Genomic DNA, 20,085 nt, shown 5'->3' on the forward strand with positions numbered 1-20,085 from the left:
TCAAGAAGAACTGCGGGGGATACGTATGCGGATAAGCATCAAGCAAAGACTGATAGCAGCATTTCTTGCCATTATTTTAATCCCGATTGGAGTGATTAGCTCATTTGTCTATGTCAAAATGGAGGAGCGAATCCAGACTTATTTTATTGAATCCACGACAAAAGAAGTGGCTCAAGTAGACAATGCGATTAACTTGCATTTCGACTCGATTCGTGAAAACGTAAACCTGATAGCAGGCAGTCCCTTATTAAAAAGTGCAGATAACACTATTACGACGTATATGGACAAACCAACCAAAACCAAGCATACGCCACTGCAAAATGGCGGAGTAGAGGCGGCCATTTTTCAAGATTTCCTGCGATTTGTCGATTCTCATCCGAATACTGCATTTATTTATTTAGCGACTAAATACGGAGGATACATACAGTGGCCGACAGATGATGTCATTCCGAATTACGATCCGCGTACAAGGGATTGGTACAAAAACCCAATGGGGAATCCCGGAAAAGTGATCACGACAGATCCGTATCTCTATTTGGGCGATAACAGTATCGTGATCAGTAACGTGACGATGCTTGTGGATGACAAGGGTGAACCACTGGGCGTTGTTGGACTGGATGTGAATTTAAAAGGGCTAACCGACATTTTGAAAGACATTAAGATCGGCAAAACGGGTTATCTCATGCTGGTTGGCAAAGACGGAACGATTTTGGCTAATCCCAAGAACCCCGAGCTCAATTCGAAGAACCTGAAAGATACGCAAATTCCTGAATTGGCTGCTATCGCAGAGAATACCGCAAGCAGCTTTGCGGTCACGATGAACGATACCGAGTATTTGGCTAACGTCTTTACTTCAGACAAAACTGGCTGGAAATATATTTCGTTTATTGAAAAAGCTGAGCTCTCTGCTGAAGCCAATCAAATCGGTTTCATCATCGGGGCATTGAGCCTTCTGTTTGCCTTATTAGCGGTTATCGCTTCCGTTCTTTTCTCGCACAAATTCACCAAGCCATTGCTTGCTATCGTTGACCAGATTGCGCAGATCGGACGTGGTGACTTTACCGGTGAATTGCCCAAAAACCTTTTGGAAAGAAAAGACGAAATCGGCATGCTTGGTCAGAGCATTCAGGTGATGCAAGTATCCATCCAAGGACTCATTCGGGAAGTCCAAAAAGCGGTTAACACCCTCTCTACTTCGTCAGACAACATATCGGTTCGCTTGGAAGACAATGTAGACACTACGAACAAGATTTCTACCACGATACAGGAAGTAGCGAGCGGGGCGCAAAATCAGCTCAGAGGTGCGGAAGAATCCGCAAGAGCGATGGAAGAAATGTCGATCGGCATCCAACGCGTGGCGGAAACAACCTCCATCATCTCAGAATCATCTACATGTACGGCGGATGAAGCGCAGCTAGGAAACCAGTCCATCCAAAAAGCTATCCAGCAAATGGACTCCATCCGTGGCTCTGTGGAACATTCCGTATCCGTCGTCAAGCAATTGGGTGAGCGATCCAAAGAAATTGTGCAAATCATTGACGTGATTACAGGAATTGCTTCCCAAACGAATCTGCTTGCTCTCAATGCAGCCATCGAAGCTGCCCGTGCGGGAGAGCATGGACGAGGTTTTGCTGTCGTAGCAGATGAAGTGAGAAAACTCGCTGAACAATCTGATGAGTCTGCTCGGCAAATCGCCAACCTCATTCAGGAGATCCAAACAGATACGACCATGGCGGTCAACTCGATGGATTCTGTCAATCAAGATGTTCAGGATGGATTGTCTACTGTACTGGAGTCAGGGGAAGCCTTCCAACGCATCTTACAAGAAATTCGACAGATAACGGATCAAATTCAGGAGGTATCTGCTGTCTCTGAGCAAATGTCTGCCGGATCGGAACAAGTAGCAGCATCTGTGGACGAAACTGCCCAAATTGCAAGGATTTCAGCCCACAATGCTGAAAATCTGGCTGCTTCCTCCAATGGTCAATTGGCCACTATGGAAGAGTTTTCCGTTTCATTTGAATCCTTGAATCAGATGGCTCGTGAACTGGAAAGAATGATCAGTAAGTTTAAAATATAAGAATGCATAACGGAAAGAGTACGAATGTCGGGAGGTATTCGTACTCTTTTTTTGCAAAAGTAGCCCCATTTATGGCACAATGTGCTGTTTGCGTTTGAAAATTTGGCTATTTCGATTTATGATAATAGACTGGTACTAAGTCGAAATGCGATATGATAGTAATGATGAAGGGGAAAAGTCGTCCTATATAGATAAAAGGAGAGTGAACATCTATGCCAGAAAAAGTGCTTGATTTACGGAACCGTCCTCTCCGAGATTTACGAATATCTGTCACCGATAAATGTAATTTTCGTTGTCGTTATTGCATGCCTGCCGAAATTTTTGGACCGGATTTTGAGTTTTTGCCGCAAAGCAAGTTGCTGACCTTTGAGGAAATTACCCGTTTGACCCAGATCTTTACTTCACTTGGGGTTGGGAAAATCCGCATTACCGGCGGAGAGCCATTAATGCGCAGAAATCTGCCTGAGTTGATTCGAATGATACGTGAAGTAGAAGGCGTTCAAGATATTGCGATGACGACAAACGGTTCTCTCTTGTCCCGCCATGCGCAAGCACTAAAAGAAGCAGGTCTGGATCGGGTCACGGTCAGCCTGGACAGCTTGGATAATGAGCGCTTTGGGGTGTTGAACGGAAGAGGCTATCAGGTAGATGCCGTGCTGGAAGGGATTCGCGTAGCGGCAGATGCCGGGCTTTCGATTAAGATCAACATGGTGGTACAACGCGGAGTCAATGATCAAGATATTTTGCCGATGGCACGATACTTCCGTGAGCAAGGGCACACCCTTCGATTTATTGAATTCATGGATGTGGGAAACAGTAATGGCTGGCGGCTGGATCAAGTCGTTCCTTCCCGTGAAATTGTGCGCATGATCCATACAGAGATGCCGTTGGTAGCGACTGAAGCGAACTACTATGGAGAGGTGGCTTCTCGCTATCGCTATGAGGGATCGGACCAGGAGATCGGGTTGATCTCATCGGTGACCCAAGCTTTTTGCTCCACTTGTACGCGAGCTCGCTTGTCGGCAGAAGGGAAATTGTACAACTGTCTCTTTGCTTCATCTGGAGATGATTTGCGCGAACCAGTCCGCGATGGACGCACGGATGAAGAGATTCGCGAGCTGATACGTGCAATCTGGGAGCGGCGTGACGTGCGCTACTCGGAGGAACGACTAAGTGAAACGCCTGGTCTCGCCCAGCGTGAAAAGGTCGAAATGTCCCATATCGGTGGATAATTAGGTATGAGCCTTGACAAAACCCAAGCTACCTTGTAATATAAATTGCGTGTATAAACACTTCATACTTCGAGAACAAGCAGAGGCGCACAGCTTCTCACCTGGGTCGACGTCGTATACGACTGTTGACAGGTAACTCTTACGCAAAGATCCTCGGATCTGATGAAATTGCTTAGGTGAGATATGTGCGGGCGCAGATTGCGTTCGCACATTTTTGTTCCTTCTCGAAATTGACGGGGGTGGCAAGTATTAGCAAGGATCAAATGTTAATTAACGAAGCGATCCGTGCCCGTGAAGTCCGTTTAATCGGTGCTGACGGGAGCCAATTGGGAGTCGTACCCTTTAGGGAAGCATTGCGCATTGCCCAGGAAGCTGAATTGGATCTGGTAAACGTTGCTCCTACAGCCAAGCCGCCTGTATGCCGTATCATGGACTATGGAAAGTTCAAATACGAGCAGGCGAAAAAGGAAAAAGAAGCGCGTAAAAACCAGAAGATCATCGAGCTGAAAGAAGTGCGTTTTTCTTCTAACATCGAGGAACACGATTTTCAAACAAAGCTTCGCAACGTCCGCAAGTTCTTGGAGGATCAACACAAGGTGAAGTGTACGATCCGTTTCCGTGGACGTGAAATCACCCACTCCGAAATTGGACTAGGCGTTATGGAACGTGTTGCTGCACAGTGTGAAGATCTCGCTACGCCTGAGCGCAAGCCGAAGATCGAGGGCCGCAGCATGATCATGATTCTGGCTCCGAAAGCGGAAAAGTAAGATAGTAGTTTAGACAGGAGGATTTTTCAGATGCCTAAAATGAAAACCAACAAGGCTGCTGCGAAACGTTTCAAAAAGACTGGAAGCGGCCAATTGAAGCGCGACCGCGCATTTGGTAGCCACTTGTTCGCTAACAAAACGACAAAAGCAAAACGCCACCTGCGTAAAGCTGCACTCGTTTCCAAAGGCGATCAAAAACGCATTGAGCAAATGCTCACTTACATGTAAGTTATTTTTTATTTCACACCATTACGCAGCATGAGCTCCCTAAGCGCCTAGCAGTAGGCCGCCATGCTGGAAAGACCAGGAGGAGTTTAGTATGCCAAGAGTAAAAGGTGGCATTGTTACACGCCGTCGTCATAAGAAAATCCTGAAGCTGGCGAAAGGATACTTCGGTTCCAAACATCGCCTGTTTAAATCCGCTAATGCGCAGGTAATGAAATCCCTGCTGTATGCATACCGTGACCGTCGTCAAAAGAAACGTGATTTCCGCAAACTGTGGATCACTCGTATCAACGCGCAAGCTCGCATGAACGGTCTGTCCTACAGCCGTTTGATGCACGGCCTGAAAGTTGCTGGCATCGAAGTTAACCGCAAAATGCTGGCTGACTTGGCTGTTAACGACAAAGCTGCGTTCAACGAACTGGCAACAGTTGCAAAAAGCAAACTGAACGCTTAATTTTTGAATAGAAGAGCCGATCTTTCCGATTGAGGGAAGGGCGGCTTTTTTGTTGTGGTCTAGATGGTAGAAATCAGAACGTAGATAGGGAAATTTGAGTCAAAGAAAAAACAACCGAAAACACATTCGGTTGTTTTTTTCTACTTTTATTCAACAAATGATTCGCTGTCGAATGGCGTCCGCCACACCTTGTGCGCGATTTTGCACACCGAGCTTTTTTAAGGCGGACTTGATGTAATCCTGTACGGTAAACTCACTAATTCCCATCCAGTCCGCCATCTCCTTAACGCTTTCGCCCCATGAAATCCGCTGCATGACTTCGACTTCTCGGCGTGAGAGCTTGACGGTTTTAGGGCGAAGGGAGTCGGTTGCCAATACTTTGCCCAGCATCAGGCAGTATGCGCTCAAAGATTGTACCAATTGTTGGTTGATGCCAGAACAGCCATCCTGATGCCAGGAAATACCGGCGTAGCCGAGTACGTTAGGCCCGTAGCTGATGGGGAGAATGAGCGCATAAGGGGCGCCGTACACTAAATTGGGCGGGAATTGACGGATCGCCTCAGAATCAAGCAGTACGGCTCTCTGTTCACGGATCGCATGCTGGATAAGAGGCATGTTGCGCATGTCCACCCGTATATCGCGGATGGAGCATAACTCTTGGTCAAGAATCGACCATAGTCCCTCACCCATTTGACTGAGCGTCGAGTAATTGCACAGAATGGCTCCCATGAAAGGAAAGAGATCCACGAAGCCACGTACAGCAAGCACCAGTTTCTCCTCGTAATATGCCGTTTCTTCGATTCGATCGATGTACATGTTCAGCTCTGGACTGACCATGGAGTGATTGCCACCTCCATTTGAGTGATGAACACCCCCTGATTTTTGGGGATATGAACGACCGTTCAGCCTGACCTATAATCAACCTATAGCGCCTTCATTTTATCAAACGGCTGATCTGAGCGTAAAGAATGGAGTTGGTATAAATTAACAATTTCATGACTTCTTTTATTCATTCGAAATAGAAGGCGTATGAGAAAAAAGAAAGGTTGGATGGGGATGAGGAATGGTTTTGTTTCGACCAGCCAAAAAGGATTGAATCAGGAGCTGCTACCGTACCAATTGTATCAAAAAGCGAAGAGATACGGCATTTGGAACCCGCAGGACATTGATTTTACGCAAGACCGCGAAGATTACGCGAATATGAATCTGGAGCAGAAGGAAGAAACTTTGGGACGGATTGCTGGTTTTCTGGGTGGGGAAGAGGCAGTCACCCTTGACCTTTTGCCTTTGATCATGGTTATTGCCGAGGAAGGGCGATTGGAGGAAGAAATGTATTTGACGACCTTCCTCTTTGAAGAGGCCAAGCACACAGAGTTTTTCAGGTTGGTTCTCGACAACATCGGCGAGTCAGGAGACTTGCATCATTTTCACGATGATGTGTACAAGCGAATTTTCCATGGGATCTTGCCAAATGCCCTCAATCGTCTGCTGACAGATAAATCCCCGGAAGCCATCGCAGAGGCTTCTACTGTCTACAACATGTTTGTGGAAGGCGTGCTCGCAGAGACAGGCTACTATGCGTTTTACGAAGCACTCAGCAAAACGGGGCTCATGCCGGGTTTAATGCAAGGAATTGGGTATTTGAAGACAGACGAATCGCGGCACATTAGCTACGGAACATTTCTGCTGCAGCGATTGATCTGTGAGCATCCCCATATTTACGATGTCATTGCCAAAAAGATGGATGAGCTGGCTCCAATGGCAAGTCATCTGTACGACTGGATGGATAACTCACAAGGGGTGAGTGCATTCGGAGTGAAGGTCGCTGATTTGCAGCAGTTTGCGAAAAAGCAATTGAGTGTGCGCATGGAGGTACTTGCCCGAGCAAAAGGGCAGACGATGGAAGAACTGTATAAGCATACAAGAACAATGATCGATGTGTAAGAAAAAAGCGATCGAAAGTATTCGACCGTGAAAGCATCCACAACGGGTGCTTTTTTTCATGCCTATAGATCCACTTTGACTTGGATTGGGGCATCGATAAATGGTTGACCAACAACTTCGAAAGTGGTTGTCTGTATTGACGGCTGGTTCTGGGGCTGCTCGGACTCGGCTTATTCGTTTTGAGGCGAGTCGTTGCTTACAGAACTGGGCCCTGGTCCTAAAGCAGAATCCGCCCGAGGTCTGAGCAAAAAACAACCTCCCGTCCGTGTTATACAGCTTGGCTGATCCCTTAAAATAAGGCCATAAGAGGAAAACATTGGATAGGGAGAGAGATCAAAATGAGAAAACAAAAGTGGATGATGATGGGAATTACAGCAGTTGTTTGTTCAGCGATGTTCGTGCCAGGGGCGTTTGCCAAAGACAAAGATGACTCATATTCCGTGACGTCTTCTATCTTCGCGCCTGGTCCGTACTCGGCTCCAGTAGTTCAGAAAACAGATGCGGTGACAGGCACGCAAACAGCAGGAAGTGCGTTTACTTTCGCTCCAATTGTAAACGAAAAAGAAGAAAACTAATGGGCTTCAAGCATCCGTACAGGATGCTTTTTATTTGGAAAAAGTGAATGTAATCCTCAAGTCTGAGAAAAAAACAATCTTTCGTCCGTGTCGAGCAGACTCCCCAATGCCATACAATAAAAAGCGTTACAGGAAAACATTGGATAGGGAGAGAGACATAGATGAGAAAACAAAAATGGATGATGATGGGTGTAACAGCGATAGTCTGTTCAGCGATGTTCGTGCCAGGAGCGTTTGCGAAAGACAAGGATGATTCTTACTCGGTGCAGCCTTCCTTCGTAAGCCCAGGTTCATATGCGATACCAACCGTTCAAACGGTTCAAGTAACCGATGCCAAAAAGACGCAACAAATCGGCCCTTCGTTTATTTTCGCCCCGGCTGTAAACGAAAAAGATGAAAAATAAAGCAGCAGAAAGCTGTCAGACCCTGTCTGGCGGCTTTTTTCTGTGAAAAACGCCTCGACGTTTTTCATAAAAGTGGATGTGACCGTTTGGTTTGGGCGAGTTGGATATAGGTGGACGATGCGCCACTTCCAGTCACTAGGCATATGATGGTGGGTGAATCCTAGCAAGAGAGGAGCTTCGCTGATGAGCAATCGCCAGAAAATGGTGGATGAGGAAATACAGGAATGGGCAAGCCGACTGGAAGGTCAAGCGCCGCAGGACGTGCTTGTGAACGCCGTGGAAAACTATGCAGCCAGTCTGATCCTAGCTGCTAGCTTTGGCGCTGAAGATGTCATTTTAATCGACATGCTGCACAAATTGGCTCCCACTATTCCTGTATTTTACCTCGATACCAACATTCATTTTGCTGAAACGTATGATACGCGTGACAAGCTGCAAGCCAGATACAGCACGACATTCATTCAAGTGCAGCCACAGTTGACGTTAGCCGAGCAGGCAGAAAAACACGGAGACAAACTGTGGGAGAGGGAACCGAATCTTTGCTGCGAGATTCGGAAGGTAGAGCCGTTAAAGCGCGTCCTGTCCAACTATCAGGCGTGGATTACGGGCATTCGCCGCGAGCAATCACCTACCCGAGCAAATACCAAAAAAGTGGAGTGGGACGAAAAATTCAACCTGGTTAAATTCAATCCGCTAGCAGATTGGACGGAGGCCCAGGTGTGGGAATATATCCATGCGCATGATGTCCCTTACAATCCATTGCACGACCGGAACTATCCAAGCATCGGCTGCCGAGTATGCACGCGCGCTGTCATGCCTGGCCAAGACTCTCGGTCGGGACGTTGGGCTGGCTTCGAAAAGACCGAATGCGGTCTGCACAAATGAACAGTGCAGGAGGGAAAGATGTGAAGCAAACCATCTTGCCGCACGGGATCAAAAAGGCCATTATCGTGGACAAATGGACCCTGTCGGACATCGAATGTCTTGCTATCGGAGCATTTTCGCCGCTGGCTGGATTCATGGAAGAGGCGGATTACCACACGGTCGTGGAAACGATGCGTCTAGCCAATGGAACGGTTTGGCCGTTGCCAGTGACATTGGCTGTCGATGTAGATGAGCACGACGATCTTGTACCCGGCGACAGGATTCTGTTACGTGGGGAAGATGGAGTGGACTATGCGATTTTGCAGGTGAAAAGCTGTTTTGTGCCAGATAAAATGCGTGAGGCAGAGCTCGTTTTTCGCACGGTCGATCTCGCTCACCCTGGTGTGAAAAAGCTGTTTGAAAAGCCAAACCTATACGTGGGTGGGCCTGTAGAAATACTGCAAAAGCCTAAGCCTGAGCGCTTCTCTGATTTGTATTTGACGCCGGCAGAAACGAGAGAAAGATTTCGAGAAAATGGCTGGCAAACGGTGGTTGGTTTCCAAACGCGCAATCCCGTTCACCGGGCGCATGAATATATTCAAAAGGCGGCATTAGAGATTGTCGATGGTCTTTTTCTCAACCCATTGATGGGGGAAACGAAATCAGACGATGTTCCTGCACAAGTACGAATGAAAAGCTATCTCGCCCTTCTCGAAAATTACTATCCGCACAACCGTGTACTGCTCGGCGCTTTTCCGGCTGCTATGCGATATGCGGGTCCACGTGAGGCGGTTTTCCATGCATTGGTACGAAAAAATTACGGTTGTACACACTTTATCGTCGGCCGCGATCACGCAGGGGTAGGTGATTACTACGGCACGTATGATGCGCAACACATCTTTTCCGAGTTTGTCCCAGGTGAGCTCGGTATCCAGCTGCTCTTTTTTGAGCACAGCTTTTACTGCAAGGCATGCCAAGGGATGGCAACGACCAAAACGTGCCCGCATGACAAAGAATCTCATATGACCTTATCGGGAACAAAAGTGAGGGAAATGTTGAGAAACGGGATCACGCCACCTCTGGAATTTACACGTCCGGAAGTCGCAACGATTTTGATAGAGGGATTGAAATCCCCGCAATAAAACGGAACTGAAAAAGCAGGAGAGGGACGGCGAAGCCGTTCTTTTTCCGATGCAAAAACGGGACGAGTTTTCCTTTTCTTGTATCCGCTTTCACGCAAAAACCGCGCTGTAAAGCCATTTCCAACTGAGCATTCGTTCGGACGAAAGTCCAGTAAAATCTTTTTGTTTTCGTTGACACCCCCTAGGTGCCTAGCTATAATCAGACGTAACACTTTATTCTGACAACAACAATATTGAAAATATTGTTTTAATAGTAGGCCATGACGAGGATGGTGCGCGTTACCCCTTTTACAGAGAGCCCTGATGCTGAGAAACGGGTATAGGGTATGTCGCATTGCTCACCTCTGAGCCGTTTTGCTGAAACTTGCCTTGCAGGTAGTAGGCCAAACCGCTTAACACCCGTTAACGTGTTACAGTCCACATTTGCTGTGACTGGCTGAGATCGGCTGACCGTGAGGCGCCGATAAAGTTGGGTGGTACCGCGAACCCTTTCGCCCCAAAAGACATGGAAATAAAACCGTGTCGGGGCGAAAGGGTTTTTCTATGTGTCTATAGTTATTTTCAATACCTGTTGAGAATTGGGAGGAGGAGAGGTCAATGAGTGTTGAAATGGCCGAATTGCAGAAAAAGAACGGCATTCCACCGATTCAGTTCGGGGAAGAAGTGACAGGAGCAGAAACGCTGCTGCGCTGTTTGATCCTGGAGCAGGTCGAATACATTTTCGGCTATCCAGGCGGGGCGGTTCTCCCCATTTATGACTCCTTGTACGGGAGCTACTTCAAGCACATTTTGACTCGCCACGAGCAAGGTGCTATCCACGCTGCTGATGGATATGCCCGAGCGACAGGCAAACCGGGTGTATGTATCGCTACGTCCGGTCCGGGAGCAACGAACCTCGTAACGGGGATTGCAACCGCTCAGATGGACTCGGTTCCGCTGGTCTGCATCACAGGTAACGTGGCACAGTCGCTGATTGGTACCGACGCGTTCCAAGAAGCGAACATTACGGGAATTACCATCCCGATTACGAAGCACAGCTACTTTGTCCGCGACATTCGCGATCTTCCACGGATGGTGAAGGAAGCTTTCCACATCGCGACAACCGGTCGTCCGGGCCCAGTATTGATCGACATTCCCAAAGACGTCGCCAATGCGAAGGCACCATTTACCTACCCGGATCAAGTGGAGATTCGCGGCTACCGCGCTTCACTCGTACCAAGCGACGAAGAAGTACAAGAGTTTGTCGAAGCCGTTAGCGAAGCGAAGCGTCCAGTCATTTTGGCGGGCGGGGGAATCATTGCAGCTCAAGCAGAGAAAGAATTGCGCGACTTTGCAGAAAAAACACGCATCCCGGTGATCAACACCTTCATGGGATTGGGCGGTTTCCCTGGAACACACGAGTTGTCGCTGGCAATGCCAGGGATGCACGGAAATTACACAGCGAACCAAGCGCTCTTGAATGCGGATTGTGTGATTGGTCTGGGAGCACGCTTTGATGATCGGATCACGATGGGACGCACGAAGGAGTTCGCACCAAAAGCACGCATCGTACATGTCGACATCGATCCAGCAGAGCTGGGGAAAAACGTTGAGACAGCCGTCACAGTAGCGGGCGACGTGAAGAGCACGCTGGCAAAAGCAATTCCGCTCGCAAAAGCTTGTGATTCGGAAGCGTGGATCAGCCAGTTGAAAGAGTGGCGAGAACAATATCCGTACAAGTACAAAAAAGATGGCGACGTATTGAAGCCACAAGCAGTCATTGAACTCTTGTACAACTCCACAGATGGGGAAGCGATCGTCACAACAGACGTTGGACAACACCAGATGTGGACAGCTCAATACTATAAGTTCAAGCACCCGCGCTCCTTTATTTCTTCCGGTGGTCTCGGCACGATGGGCTTTGGCTTTCCGGCAGCAATTGGCGCACAGATCGCTCACCCGGATCGCACGGTAATCTCCGTCGTTGGGGATGGCGGATTCCAGATGACCAACCAGGAGCTGGCAATCGTCTCCCAATACAACATTCCGGTCAAAGTAGCGATTGTAAACAACCAGTGCTTGGGAATGGTTCGTCAATGGCAGGAGCTCTTCTACGATAATCGCTACAGCCAAATCGATCTGACCTGCAGCCCAGATTTTGTCAAGCTGGCGGAAGCATATGGCGTAAAAGGCTTGCGAGCAAGCACGCCGGAAGAAGCCGAAGCAGTTTGGGCAGAAGCGCTTGCGCATGATGGACCAGTCGTGGTGGACTTCCGCGTTGCACAGGAAGAAAACGTATATCCGATGGTTGCATCAGGCAACACACTAGATCAGATGGAATTGGGGGACGATTAGGATGCAGCGACATACCATTTCCGTACTCGTCAACGACCAACCAGGCGTTTTGACCAGAGTGGCGACACTGTTCGGCCAGCGTGGCTTCAACATCGACAGCATTACGGTGGGAGGCACGGAAGAACAGGGGCTGTCCCGGATGATCATTACAACCGGGGGAGATGACCGCCAAATCAATCAGCTCATGAAGCAATTGCACAAGCTGATCGATGTCATCTCCGTCACGAATCTCAGTGAGAACCCTTTTGTATCACGGGAACTGGCGCTGATTAAAGTGACGGCATCGCCTAGCCAGCTGGCAGAGTTAAACGGAATTGTCGAGCCGTTCCGTGCCGCGATCGTTGATGTGGGTCCTAGCTCACTGATCGTGCAAGTAACGGGTGACACCGAAAAGATTGATGCGCTACTCGTACTATTACAAAGCTACGGCGTTATTGAACTGACAAGAACGGGTTCAGTAGCGATGGCGCGCAGTATTGTTCCAGCAACAGCCGCAGCAACGGTTTAAATTGCCAAATTTCAGAATAAAAATTCAAACTAAACATTTTTAGGGAGGCTATACAAATGGTAAAAATGTATTATGAAGCAGACGTAAAACAAGAGGTACTGCGTGGAAAAACAATTGCAATCATCGGCTACGGTAGCCAAGGTCATGCACAAGCACAAAACCTGCGCGACAGCGGTTATAAAGTAGTTGTTGGTCTTCGTCCAGGTAAATCTTGGGATGTAGCAGCAAAAGACGGTTTTGAAGTTTTGACTGTAGCAGAAGCAACCAAACGCGCTGACGTGGTTCAAATCCTGATGCCAGATGAGCGTCAAGCACAAGTATACCGCGACGAGATCGCGCCAAACCTGAAATCCGGCGCTGCCCTGTGCTTCTCTCACGGATTCAACATCCACTACGCGCAAATCGTGCCACCAGCTGATGTAGACGTAATCATGGCTGCTCCAAAAAGCCCGGGTCACCTCGTTCGCCGCGTATACCAAGAAGGCTTTGGTGTACCTGGTCTGATCGCGATCTACCAAGATGCGACTGGCAATGCGAAAGACCTTGCACTCGCCTATTCCAGCGGTATCGGTTGCACAAAAGCAGGCGTAATCGAAACATCTTTCCGTGAAGAGACAGAAACAGACCTGTTCGGTGAGCAAGCAGTATTGTGCGGTGGAGCAAGTGAGCTGGTAAAAGCAGGCTTCGATACATTGGTGGAAGCAGGTTATGCTCCTGAGATCGCCTACTTCGAGTGCTTGCATGAGCTGAAGCTGATCGTTGACCTGATGTACGAGGGTGGTTTGGCTCGTATGCGCTACTCCATCAGTGACACTGCTGAGTACGGTGACTACAGCACAGGTCGTCGCATCATCACAGATGAAACTCGCAAAGAAATGAAAAAAGTACTGGCTGAAATCCAAGACGGTACATTCGCTCGCAATTGGATCTTGGAAAACCAAGCAAACCGTCCTGGCTTCACTTCCCGTCGTCGTCTGGAATCCGAGCATGGCATCGAGGTAGTAGGAGAGCAGCTGCGTGGCATGATGTCTTGGATCAACAAAGACACGAAAAAAGAAGAAGCGAAAATCGGCCAATAATTGCCGTATACAAAATCTATATATAATGTAGGGGAAAATGTGGAGGTGAAAAGTTCATGCGGACCATTGAGATTTTTGATACGACACTGCGTGATGGGGAGCAGTCTCCGGGCGTCAATATTAGCACGAACGAAAAGGTGGAGATCGCCCTTCAACTCGAGAAGCTGGGCGTAAACAGAATTGAGGCGGGCTTCGCTGCTGCCTCCCCTGGTGACCAAAAGTCTGTGGCCGAAGTTGCAAAACGGGTGAAGAATGCAACCGTCGTCAGTCTGGCTCGCGCCGTAAAAGACGACATGGATAAGGCATACGAAGCGCTTCGCAACGCACAAAACGCTTCCCTCCACGTCTTTCTCGCAACATCTCCGATTCACCGTCAGTTCAAGCTGAACATGAGCAAGGAAGAAGTCCTTGCTCGGGCGGTGGAAGCAGTTACTTATGCGAAAAAGTACTTTACGGAAGTTCAGTTTTCCGCAGAGGATGCGGCGCGTACCGAGATCGACTTTTTGGCAGAGGTTGTAGAGGCGGTCATCAAGGCAGGGGCTACTACGGTAAATATTCCAGATACGGTTGGCTACATGACGCCGTATCAGTACGGAAACATTTTCCGTGAGCTGAAAAAACGCGTGCCTTCTACCGATCTGATTCGTCTGAGCTGCCATTGTCACGATGACCTCGGGATGGCAGTCGCCAACAGTCTCGCTGCAGTCGAGGGTGGAGCTACCCAAGTTGAGGGCACCATCAATGGAATCGGAGAGCGCGCTGGAAATGCTGCTCTGGAAGAAGTAGCGCTTGCATTGGAGACGCGCAAGGATTACTACCAGGCGACGACCAAGCTGAATTTGAAAGAAATCGCACGGACCAGCCAGCTAGTGAGCCGTTTGACAGGGATGATCGTGCCAGGGAATAAAGCAGTCGTGGGGGCAAATGCTTTTGCGCACGAGTCCGGTATTCACCAGGATGGTGTGTTAAAAGAAGTCACCACGTACGAAATTATCCGTCCGGAATCGGTCGGCTTCAAGTCAAACAAACTGGTTCTTGGCAAGCACTCTGGGCGCCATGCTTTCAAGGAAAAGCTGGTTGATCTGGGCTATCACTTGGAGCAAGAAGAGGTAAATGTAGCGTTTGCAGCGTTCAAAGTATTGTGCGACAAGAAGAAAGAAATCACGGATGACGACATTCTCGCGCTGGTAGACTCCAAGATGGTTCGCGGACCAGAAGCATTCCAGCTAGAATCCGTACAGCTCGCTTACGGCAACATTTCCGTTCCGACAGCGAGTGTGCGACTGGTTCGTGCCGACGGATCAGTATGCGAAGAAGCCGCATGTGGAAATGGATCGGTTGATTCCATCTACAAAGCGATTGACCGCGCTACTGGAGAAGAAGTCTCCCTCGTCGATTACAAAATCCTTTCCGTTACTCACGGACAAGATGCGCTGGGTGAAGTGTTCGTTCGTCTACAACAAGGCGATCTGATCGTTACCGGCCGCGGCGTGAGCACAGATGTGCTAGAAGCGAGCGCGATCGCCTACGTACGGGCAGTGAACAAGATCATGGAGCGTCGTGGCGAACCTACGCCCGTCAGTGCAACGATATAAAGATAGGTCAAATGTGGATAGGATCATAGGAACCAGCAGCGTTCGGAAACCATTACGTATAGAAAAGGGATAAACGATGAAGAAAAACTATCGCATCGCCGTTCTTCCTGGAGACGGTATTGGACCAGAAATCATGCAGGAAGCGGTCAAAGTCCTTACACTCGTAGGGGAACTTGAAGGAGTCACTTTTACATGTGAAGAAGGCCGGATCGGTGGTATCGCAATCGATACGGATGGAACACCGTTGCCAGAAGAAACGGTAACGCTGGCAAAGCAAGCGGATGCTGTGCTCTTAGGAGCTGTTGGCGGACCGAAGTGGGACCAGAATCCTGGGAATCTTCGCCCAGAAACAGGGCTGCTCGGCATTCGCAAAGCACTCGGGTTGTTTGCGAACATTCGCCCAGCTACCATGCACAGCTCCCTGGTCGATGCTTCCTCCCTCAAGCCAGAAGTCGTTTCTGGCGTTGACTTGATCGTTGTACGTGAACTGACCGGGGGGATCTATTTCGGTGAGAAAAAACGCTATGACGGTCCAAACGGTGAAGTCGCAGAAGATCAGTGCATCTATCATGAAGCAGAAGTCGAGCGAATCATTCGAGTCGGTTTCGACATTGCGCGCAAACGCCAAAAGCGTCTCGTATCTGTAGATAAGGCGAACGTCCTCGAAAGCTCCCGCCTCTGGCGCAAGGTAGCCGAGCGAGTAGCGGCGGACTATCCAGATGTAGAGCTGTCTCACCAGTTGGTGGACTCCTGCGCGATGCAACTCGTACGTGAACCAAAGCAGTTTGACGTCATCGTGACGGAAAACATGTTCGGCGACATCTTGAGCGATCAGGCAGCGATGCTGACGGGTTCGATTGGGATGCTCTCCTCGGCGAGTTTGGCAGCAGGCAGTTTTGGCCTGTATGAACCGGTTCATGGCTCTGCCCCTGACATTGCTGGAAAAGGCATTGCCAATCCGCTGGCAACCATTTTGTCCGTAGCGATGATGCTTCGTCTCTCGCTCGGTATGGATGAAGCGGCAGCAGCAGTGGAAAACGCAGTTTGGTCCGTACTGGAAGCAGGACATCGCACTGGCGATATCGCGGCAGATAGAAGCAAAGCGATTGGTACAATCGAGATGGGCCAACTGGTTCGCGACGAGCTGTCCAAACAGTGGCAAAAACAATAAATCATACACAAAAACGAAACCCTGCCAAAGTCCCTCGGGTGCTTTGGCAGGGTTTTTTCCATTTTCATATGGTTTATCCGATCGTGATCTTCCCTTTTGGATAGCGGAAGTATTCCTTTTGCTTGCGTTGTGCAAGGGCAAAGGCAATTGTGAGAGGTCCTACCCGCCCTGTAAACATCGTGATGACGATCAGAATTTTACCGATTGGAGTAAGACTAGGGGTCAGCCCCATGGATAGTCCGGTTGTAGCAAAAGCAGAAGTGACTTCGAACAGGATCATCTCAAATCGGGCTCCTGTTTCTGTAACCGAGAGAATCATGGTCATGACAAGCACAATGAACTGGGCGATCATGATCAGCGTCAGCGATTTGTAGACCATGTGTGGCATAATGCGTTGACGGAAAAAGATCACATCTTCTTTTCCTTTAATTTGTGCAAGAACAGCACCAACCAGCGTAGCAAATGTTGTCGTCTTGAGCCCGCCTCCCGTTGAGCCGGGAGAAGCACCGATGAACATCAGGATGATAATCAGGAAAAGGGATGATTGATACATATCACCAATATTTAAGGTGTTTGAACCTGCGGTACGTGCAGTGACTGACTGAAAAAATGAGCTGAGCACTTTGCCCATCGTCGACAGAGGCTGCAAGGTCTTCGGATTCGTATACTCCAAAATGAAGATCAGAGCAGTCCCTGCCACAATTAATATCCCGGTAGTAGACAAGACAACCTTCGTATGTAGGGAGAGTCGACGGGTGTTACGATAATCGTACAGCTCGCTCACCACAATGAATCCAATCCCGCCGGTAATGATCAATAGACAAACCACCAGATTAACGAGGGGGTCTTCCACATAGGCTGTCAGACTAGAAAATTCACCCATCAGATCAAACCCAGCGTTATTGAAGTTTGAAATCGCATGAAAAAAGCCAAAGTAGATTGCTGTTGACAGCGGAAAATCAAAGGCAAATCGAATGGAAAGAAGTGTACCACCGATAAACTCAGCTAGAGCAGTAAAAATCAAAATCATTTTGGCTAAACGTACAACGCCTTCCATTGATATCTGATTCAAAGACTCTTGCAGAATAAGGCGCTCACGCAAGGAAATCTTTTTGCGCATAATCAGAGCAAAAAAGGTAGCAAAGGTCATAAAGCCGAGTCCGCCAATCTGAATCAGGGACAAAATGACCATTTGCCCAAAAACAGTAAAGGTCGTCCCAGTATCGACGACTACCAGGCCTGTCACACATGTAGCAGAGGTAGCGGTAAACAGAGCATCCAGCCAATTCAGACCAAGTCCATCAACTGTAGCGATCGGGAGTGTCAAAAGCAGCGCTCCCAGGAAGATAATCAAGGCAAACCCAAGTACAAGCGTTTTTGGTGGATCAAGGTGAAGCTTTTCTACGATTTTTTTAATCATAGCAGGTTATACCTCGGCTTTTTTCGAGTCTAGTTTATGGGAAGGAGGGAAATCCATCTCTTAGTATGGCATTTCCCTTGGAAAACTTACCGAAGAAGAGCAGCACCCAATCGGTGGAGCCAATGTTTTAACTCTCGTTCTTCCAATGGAGCAAGCGGGAAACGGACTGCCGGGCAGCGCAGAATATCGGTAGGCTCATCCGCTACGCGAAAGGCATGGCCGCCTGTCAGCTCGAGGCCTTCCTCCCGAAGAATAGCGACGACTCTCTCTTCCTGTTCGGTTGCTTTTGCGGTTGGCGTGCCCCATTTGATCCATGTATTTAAGCCGCCTGTGATGGGGAACATCCGCGCGTGATCGGGGAGTGCTTGCCGTTTTTCCTGCCAGAGTCGCAGGAAGCGGGCCTGAAATAGGGCACGTCGATCTGCCAGAAACTCTTCGTAAAACCAAGGATCATCGAGAAGTTGAACAGCTGCCTCTACGACGAGCAGAGAAGGTTCTGCTCCGGTCATGGAAACAAGCTGACTGTAGCGCTCCAATTCATCATCCGATAAATCAGAAGGAAGCATCAACACGCCCAATTGCAGGTCGCGAGCCAGTGTTTTGGACAAAGAATGCAAATAGTAGACCTCAATAGAGTTTTTTGCCTGCGCAGCCATGTGGTACAGTGGAACGCTCGGCTCTTCAAACCAGAGGTCGCCATAATGGTCGTTTTCAATCAGACGTACGTTATGATTCTGTGCCCATTCGAGCAGCTCTTCCTTTCGTTTCAATGAATAGCTGATGCCCGTTGGGAATTGGTAATGCGGGTTAATCAACAGCCAATTGGCGGGGTAATGCTCCTGCTCTTCATTGAGGGCTTGAATACAGACGCCTTCTTCATCCATGCGAATCGGGCGAACCGTAATACCACACTGGCTCAGTAAGCGCAGGAATACGGGATAGCTATACTCCTCCACATAGACGACATCGCGCGCATTCATGATGCGCTGTGCTAAAAAGGCGAAGCCGCTCGTGCTTCTGTTAAAAAGCAGAAGTCGTTCAGGTGAGGGTGGCAGTCCTCTGCGGCTGAGATGATCAGCGAAAACTTTGGCAGCCTGCGTTCGCATGATTTTCTTCTTCGCGGACGGTTCATCCAATACGGTCAGGCTCTCATAAAAAGCACCACGCAAACGCTTCACCAGCTCTTCGCTTGGACGAGGAGAGGAATCAGCCAGGGAAGCAATCGGAATATCTGTGAGCGGGAGGCGATTTTCCAAACGAGCTTCTTTGGCAAGCTGCGTCAAGTAATAGCCTTTACCGTGCACAGCTTCCAGCCAGCCTTCCAGCGCAAGATGATCGTACGCTTTTTTGACCGTCTCCAACGAGCAGCCGCTAATTGTCTTCATATCTCGCAGCGATATCAATTGTTGTCCATCTACAAGAAAGGCACCACGCAGAATTGCTGTTTTTAATTGTTCAGCGAGTTGTACATAGATTGGTGTGTGCGATTGTTTGTGGAAATGAAAAGAAAAATAAGGTCGCTCTGGCATTCGCGCACGCCTCCTTGTCTGTCGAAAAAATAGCAGTCATCAGCATTATATAGGAAAGCGAAGCATCTCGGGTATAGGGAGTGAAGAAATTGTTGCCCCAACGACGAGGGTATTGGAAACCCGAACATGGTATCATGAGAAAAAGATATATATTGAAGAAATGAGGAAATGACGGATGAGTACGCAGGAACACAAGGCGCTAGCGCCCAAGCAAGTCACATGCATGGTCATTACCGTTTCCGATACTCGGACAGAGGATACAGATAAAAGCGGCCAGTTAATGAAGCAGCTTCTGACTGAAGCCGGTCACAGCGTTGCTCTTTATCAAATTGTAAAGGACGAGCCTGAACAGGTCATTGCGGCGATTGAAGCGGGAATCGCACATGGCGACGTTCAAGTCATTCTTCTCAATGGCGGTACTGGCATTTCGCCAAGAGACAATACCTTTGAGGCTGTTTCTGGCTTGCTTGATAAGGAAATGCCGGGATTTGGCGAGCTGTTTCGGATGTTGAGCTTTACAGAAGACATCGGTTCCGCAGCGATGCTCAGTCGTGCGATTGCAGGGACACGGAAAGGGAAGATGATTTTTTCCACACCAGGCTCGACAGGTGCGGTGCGACTGGCGATGAATCGGTTGATCGTGCCAGAGCTGGGGCATGTGGTGCGTGAATTAAATCGGTAACCATTCGGGTTCAGCAACCTTGTAACCGGATGGATTTGCCGTTAGTAGTCTCGTATGGTACTGTTACGAAAGGATAAAGA

19 protein-coding genes are annotated in these 20,085 nt (G+C 48.8%); 16 read left to right on the plus strand and 3 right to left on the minus strand.

Annotated features, from left to right (window positions below):
* Positions 1-25 precede the first annotated feature (25 nt).
* The 5 genes from C7R92_RS01650 to rplT all read left to right on the plus strand — a co-directional run bounded on the left by C7R92_RS01650 (position 26) and on the right by rplT (position 4,758).
* Positions 26-2,080, plus strand: a complete 2,055-nt coding sequence (locus C7R92_RS01650) for a methyl-accepting chemotaxis protein (RefSeq protein ID WP_106833004.1) — start codon at positions 26-28, stop codon at positions 2,078-2,080.
* 212 nt (positions 2,081-2,292) lie between these two features.
* Positions 2,293-3,312, plus strand: coding sequence for a GTP 3',8-cyclase MoaA (gene moaA / locus C7R92_RS01655; protein WP_106833005.1), 1,020 nt, complete (start codon positions 2,293-2,295; stop codon positions 3,310-3,312).
* Between the two features lie 263 nt (positions 3,313-3,575).
* The gene (gene infC, locus C7R92_RS01660; RefSeq protein WP_035291699.1) at positions 3,576-4,079 is read left to right on the plus strand and encodes a translation initiation factor IF-3; all 504 of its coding nucleotides are present in this window, start codon (positions 3,576-3,578) and stop codon (positions 4,077-4,079) included.
* 30 nt (positions 4,080-4,109) lie between these two features.
* Complete coding sequence (gene rpmI / locus C7R92_RS01665; protein ID WP_069845582.1) at positions 4,110-4,307, plus strand: 50S ribosomal protein L35; 198 nt, start codon at positions 4,110-4,112, stop codon at positions 4,305-4,307.
* A gap of 91 nt (positions 4,308-4,398) precedes the next feature.
* Positions 4,399-4,758: a 50S ribosomal protein L20 gene (gene rplT / locus C7R92_RS01670; protein ID WP_007728568.1), complete on the plus strand. Its 360-nt coding sequence runs from the start codon at positions 4,399-4,401 to the stop codon at positions 4,756-4,758.
* A gap of 150 nt (positions 4,759-4,908) precedes the next feature.
* On the opposite strand, the gene C7R92_RS01675 is transcribed toward rplT, so the two are convergent.
* Complete coding sequence (locus tag C7R92_RS01675; protein WP_069845581.1) at positions 4,909-5,595, minus strand: helix-turn-helix transcriptional regulator; 687 nt, start codon at positions 5,593-5,595, stop codon at positions 4,909-4,911.
* Positions 5,596-5,787: 192 nt separating this feature from the next.
* On the opposite strand from C7R92_RS01675, the gene C7R92_RS01680 reads away from it, so the two are divergent.
* From C7R92_RS01680 to leuB, 10 genes are all read left to right on the plus strand, one after another.
* Positions 5,788-6,702: a R2-like ligand-binding oxidase gene (locus tag C7R92_RS01680; RefSeq protein ID WP_279629807.1), complete on the plus strand. Its 915-nt coding sequence runs from the start codon at positions 5,788-5,790 to the stop codon at positions 6,700-6,702.
* A gap of 338 nt (positions 6,703-7,040) precedes the next feature.
* Positions 7,041-7,277, plus strand: coding sequence for a hypothetical protein (locus C7R92_RS01685; protein ID WP_069845580.1), 237 nt, complete (start codon positions 7,041-7,043; stop codon positions 7,275-7,277).
* A gap of 161 nt (positions 7,278-7,438) precedes the next feature.
* Positions 7,439-7,681 (plus strand): hypothetical protein, encoded by a 243-nt coding sequence (locus C7R92_RS01690; RefSeq protein WP_106833006.1) that lies wholly within the window; start codon positions 7,439-7,441, stop codon positions 7,679-7,681.
* Between the two features lie 183 nt (positions 7,682-7,864).
* Positions 7,865-8,566, plus strand: coding sequence for a phosphoadenylyl-sulfate reductase (locus C7R92_RS01695; RefSeq protein ID WP_106833007.1), 702 nt, complete (start codon positions 7,865-7,867; stop codon positions 8,564-8,566).
* The gene (sat, locus tag C7R92_RS01700; protein ID WP_106833008.1) at positions 8,548-9,687 is read left to right on the plus strand and encodes a sulfate adenylyltransferase; all 1,140 of its coding nucleotides are present in this window, start codon (positions 8,548-8,550) and stop codon (positions 9,685-9,687) included. Before C7R92_RS01695 ends, sat begins: the two co-directional genes overlap by 19 nt.
* A 597-nt stretch (positions 9,688-10,284) precedes the next feature.
* Complete coding sequence (gene ilvB / locus C7R92_RS01705; RefSeq protein ID WP_106833009.1) at positions 10,285-12,021, plus strand: biosynthetic-type acetolactate synthase large subunit; 1,737 nt, start codon at positions 10,285-10,287, stop codon at positions 12,019-12,021.
* 1 nt (position 12,022) lies between these two features.
* Positions 12,023-12,529: an acetolactate synthase small subunit gene (ilvN, locus tag C7R92_RS01710; protein ID WP_017251040.1), complete on the plus strand. Its 507-nt coding sequence runs from the start codon at positions 12,023-12,025 to the stop codon at positions 12,527-12,529.
* Positions 12,530-12,585: 56 nt separating this feature from the next.
* Positions 12,586-13,608: a ketol-acid reductoisomerase gene (ilvC, locus tag C7R92_RS01715; protein WP_007728552.1), complete on the plus strand. Its 1,023-nt coding sequence runs from the start codon at positions 12,586-12,588 to the stop codon at positions 13,606-13,608.
* 56 nt (positions 13,609-13,664) lie between these two features.
* Positions 13,665-15,203, plus strand: coding sequence for a 2-isopropylmalate synthase (locus C7R92_RS01720; protein ID WP_017251041.1), 1,539 nt, complete (start codon positions 13,665-13,667; stop codon positions 15,201-15,203).
* Between the two features lie 76 nt (positions 15,204-15,279).
* Positions 15,280-16,374 carry a 3-isopropylmalate dehydrogenase gene (leuB, locus tag C7R92_RS01725; RefSeq protein ID WP_069845575.1) on the plus strand — a complete coding sequence of 365 codons (1,095 nt, stop codon included), beginning with the start codon at positions 15,280-15,282 and terminating at the stop codon, positions 16,372-16,374.
* A gap of 73 nt (positions 16,375-16,447) precedes the next feature.
* Here leuB and C7R92_RS01730 read toward each other — a convergent pair whose 3' ends face one another.
* Positions 16,448-17,794 carry a TrkH family potassium uptake protein gene (locus tag C7R92_RS01730; RefSeq protein WP_106833010.1) on the minus strand — a complete coding sequence of 449 codons (1,347 nt, stop codon included), beginning with the start codon at positions 17,792-17,794 and terminating at the stop codon, positions 16,448-16,450.
* Positions 17,795-17,880: 86 nt separating this feature from the next.
* Positions 17,881-19,323: an aminotransferase-like domain-containing protein gene (locus C7R92_RS01735; protein ID WP_106833011.1), complete on the minus strand. Its 1,443-nt coding sequence runs from the start codon at positions 19,321-19,323 to the stop codon at positions 17,881-17,883.
* Positions 19,324-19,498: 175 nt separating this feature from the next.
* Between C7R92_RS01735 and C7R92_RS01740 the strand changes: the two genes are divergently transcribed.
* On the plus strand, positions 19,499-20,005 hold the full coding sequence (locus tag C7R92_RS01740) for a MogA/MoaB family molybdenum cofactor biosynthesis protein (RefSeq protein WP_069845572.1): 507 nt from the start codon (positions 19,499-19,501) through the stop codon (positions 20,003-20,005).
* Positions 20,006-20,085: the final 80 nt, after the last annotated feature.

The sequence above is a fragment of the Brevibacillus porteri genome (assembly GCF_003013475.1).
Classification (GTDB): domain Bacteria; phylum Bacillota; class Bacilli; order Brevibacillales; family Brevibacillaceae; genus Brevibacillus; species Brevibacillus porteri.

What these genes read in the sequence shown, in the direction of transcription:
- C7R92_RS01650 (WP_106833004.1), top strand. Translation starts at nt 26, where the DNA reads ATGCGGATAAGCATCAAGCAAAGACTGATAGCAGCATTTCTTGCCATT.
- moaA (WP_106833005.1), top strand. Translation starts at nt 2,293, where the DNA reads ATGCCAGAAAAAGTGCTTGATTTACGGAACCGTCCTCTCCGAGATTTA.
- infC (WP_035291699.1), top strand. Translation starts at nt 3,576, where the DNA reads ATGTTAATTAACGAAGCGATCCGTGCCCGTGAAGTCCGTTTAATCGGT.
- rpmI (WP_069845582.1), top strand. Translation starts at nt 4,110, where the DNA reads ATGCCTAAAATGAAAACCAACAAGGCTGCTGCGAAACGTTTCAAAAAG.
- rplT (WP_007728568.1), top strand. Translation starts at nt 4,399, where the DNA reads ATGCCAAGAGTAAAAGGTGGCATTGTTACACGCCGTCGTCATAAGAAA.
- C7R92_RS01675 (WP_069845581.1), bottom strand. Translation starts at nt 5,595, where the DNA reads ATGGTCAGTCCAGAGCTGAACATGTACATCGATCGAATCGAAGAAACG.
- C7R92_RS01680 (WP_279629807.1), top strand. Translation starts at nt 5,788, where the DNA reads ATGAGAAAAAAGAAAGGTTGGATGGGGATGAGGAATGGTTTTGTTTCG.
- C7R92_RS01685 (WP_069845580.1), top strand. Translation starts at nt 7,041, where the DNA reads ATGAGAAAACAAAAGTGGATGATGATGGGAATTACAGCAGTTGTTTGT.
- C7R92_RS01690 (WP_106833006.1), top strand. Translation starts at nt 7,439, where the DNA reads ATGAGAAAACAAAAATGGATGATGATGGGTGTAACAGCGATAGTCTGT.
- C7R92_RS01695 (WP_106833007.1), top strand. Translation starts at nt 7,865, where the DNA reads ATGAGCAATCGCCAGAAAATGGTGGATGAGGAAATACAGGAATGGGCA.
- sat (WP_106833008.1), top strand. Translation starts at nt 8,548, where the DNA reads ATGCGGTCTGCACAAATGAACAGTGCAGGAGGGAAAGATGTGAAGCAA.
- ilvB (WP_106833009.1), top strand. Translation starts at nt 10,285, where the DNA reads ATGAGTGTTGAAATGGCCGAATTGCAGAAAAAGAACGGCATTCCACCG.
- ilvN (WP_017251040.1), top strand. Translation starts at nt 12,023, where the DNA reads ATGCAGCGACATACCATTTCCGTACTCGTCAACGACCAACCAGGCGTT.
- ilvC (WP_007728552.1), top strand. Translation starts at nt 12,586, where the DNA reads ATGGTAAAAATGTATTATGAAGCAGACGTAAAACAAGAGGTACTGCGT.
- C7R92_RS01720 (WP_017251041.1), top strand. Translation starts at nt 13,665, where the DNA reads ATGCGGACCATTGAGATTTTTGATACGACACTGCGTGATGGGGAGCAG.
- leuB (WP_069845575.1), top strand. Translation starts at nt 15,280, where the DNA reads ATGAAGAAAAACTATCGCATCGCCGTTCTTCCTGGAGACGGTATTGGA.
- C7R92_RS01730 (WP_106833010.1), bottom strand. Translation starts at nt 17,794, where the DNA reads ATGATTAAAAAAATCGTAGAAAAGCTTCACCTTGATCCACCAAAAACG.
- C7R92_RS01735 (WP_106833011.1), bottom strand. Translation starts at nt 19,323, where the DNA reads ATGCCAGAGCGACCTTATTTTTCTTTTCATTTCCACAAACAATCGCAC.
- C7R92_RS01740 (WP_069845572.1), top strand. Translation starts at nt 19,499, where the DNA reads ATGAGTACGCAGGAACACAAGGCGCTAGCGCCCAAGCAAGTCACATGC.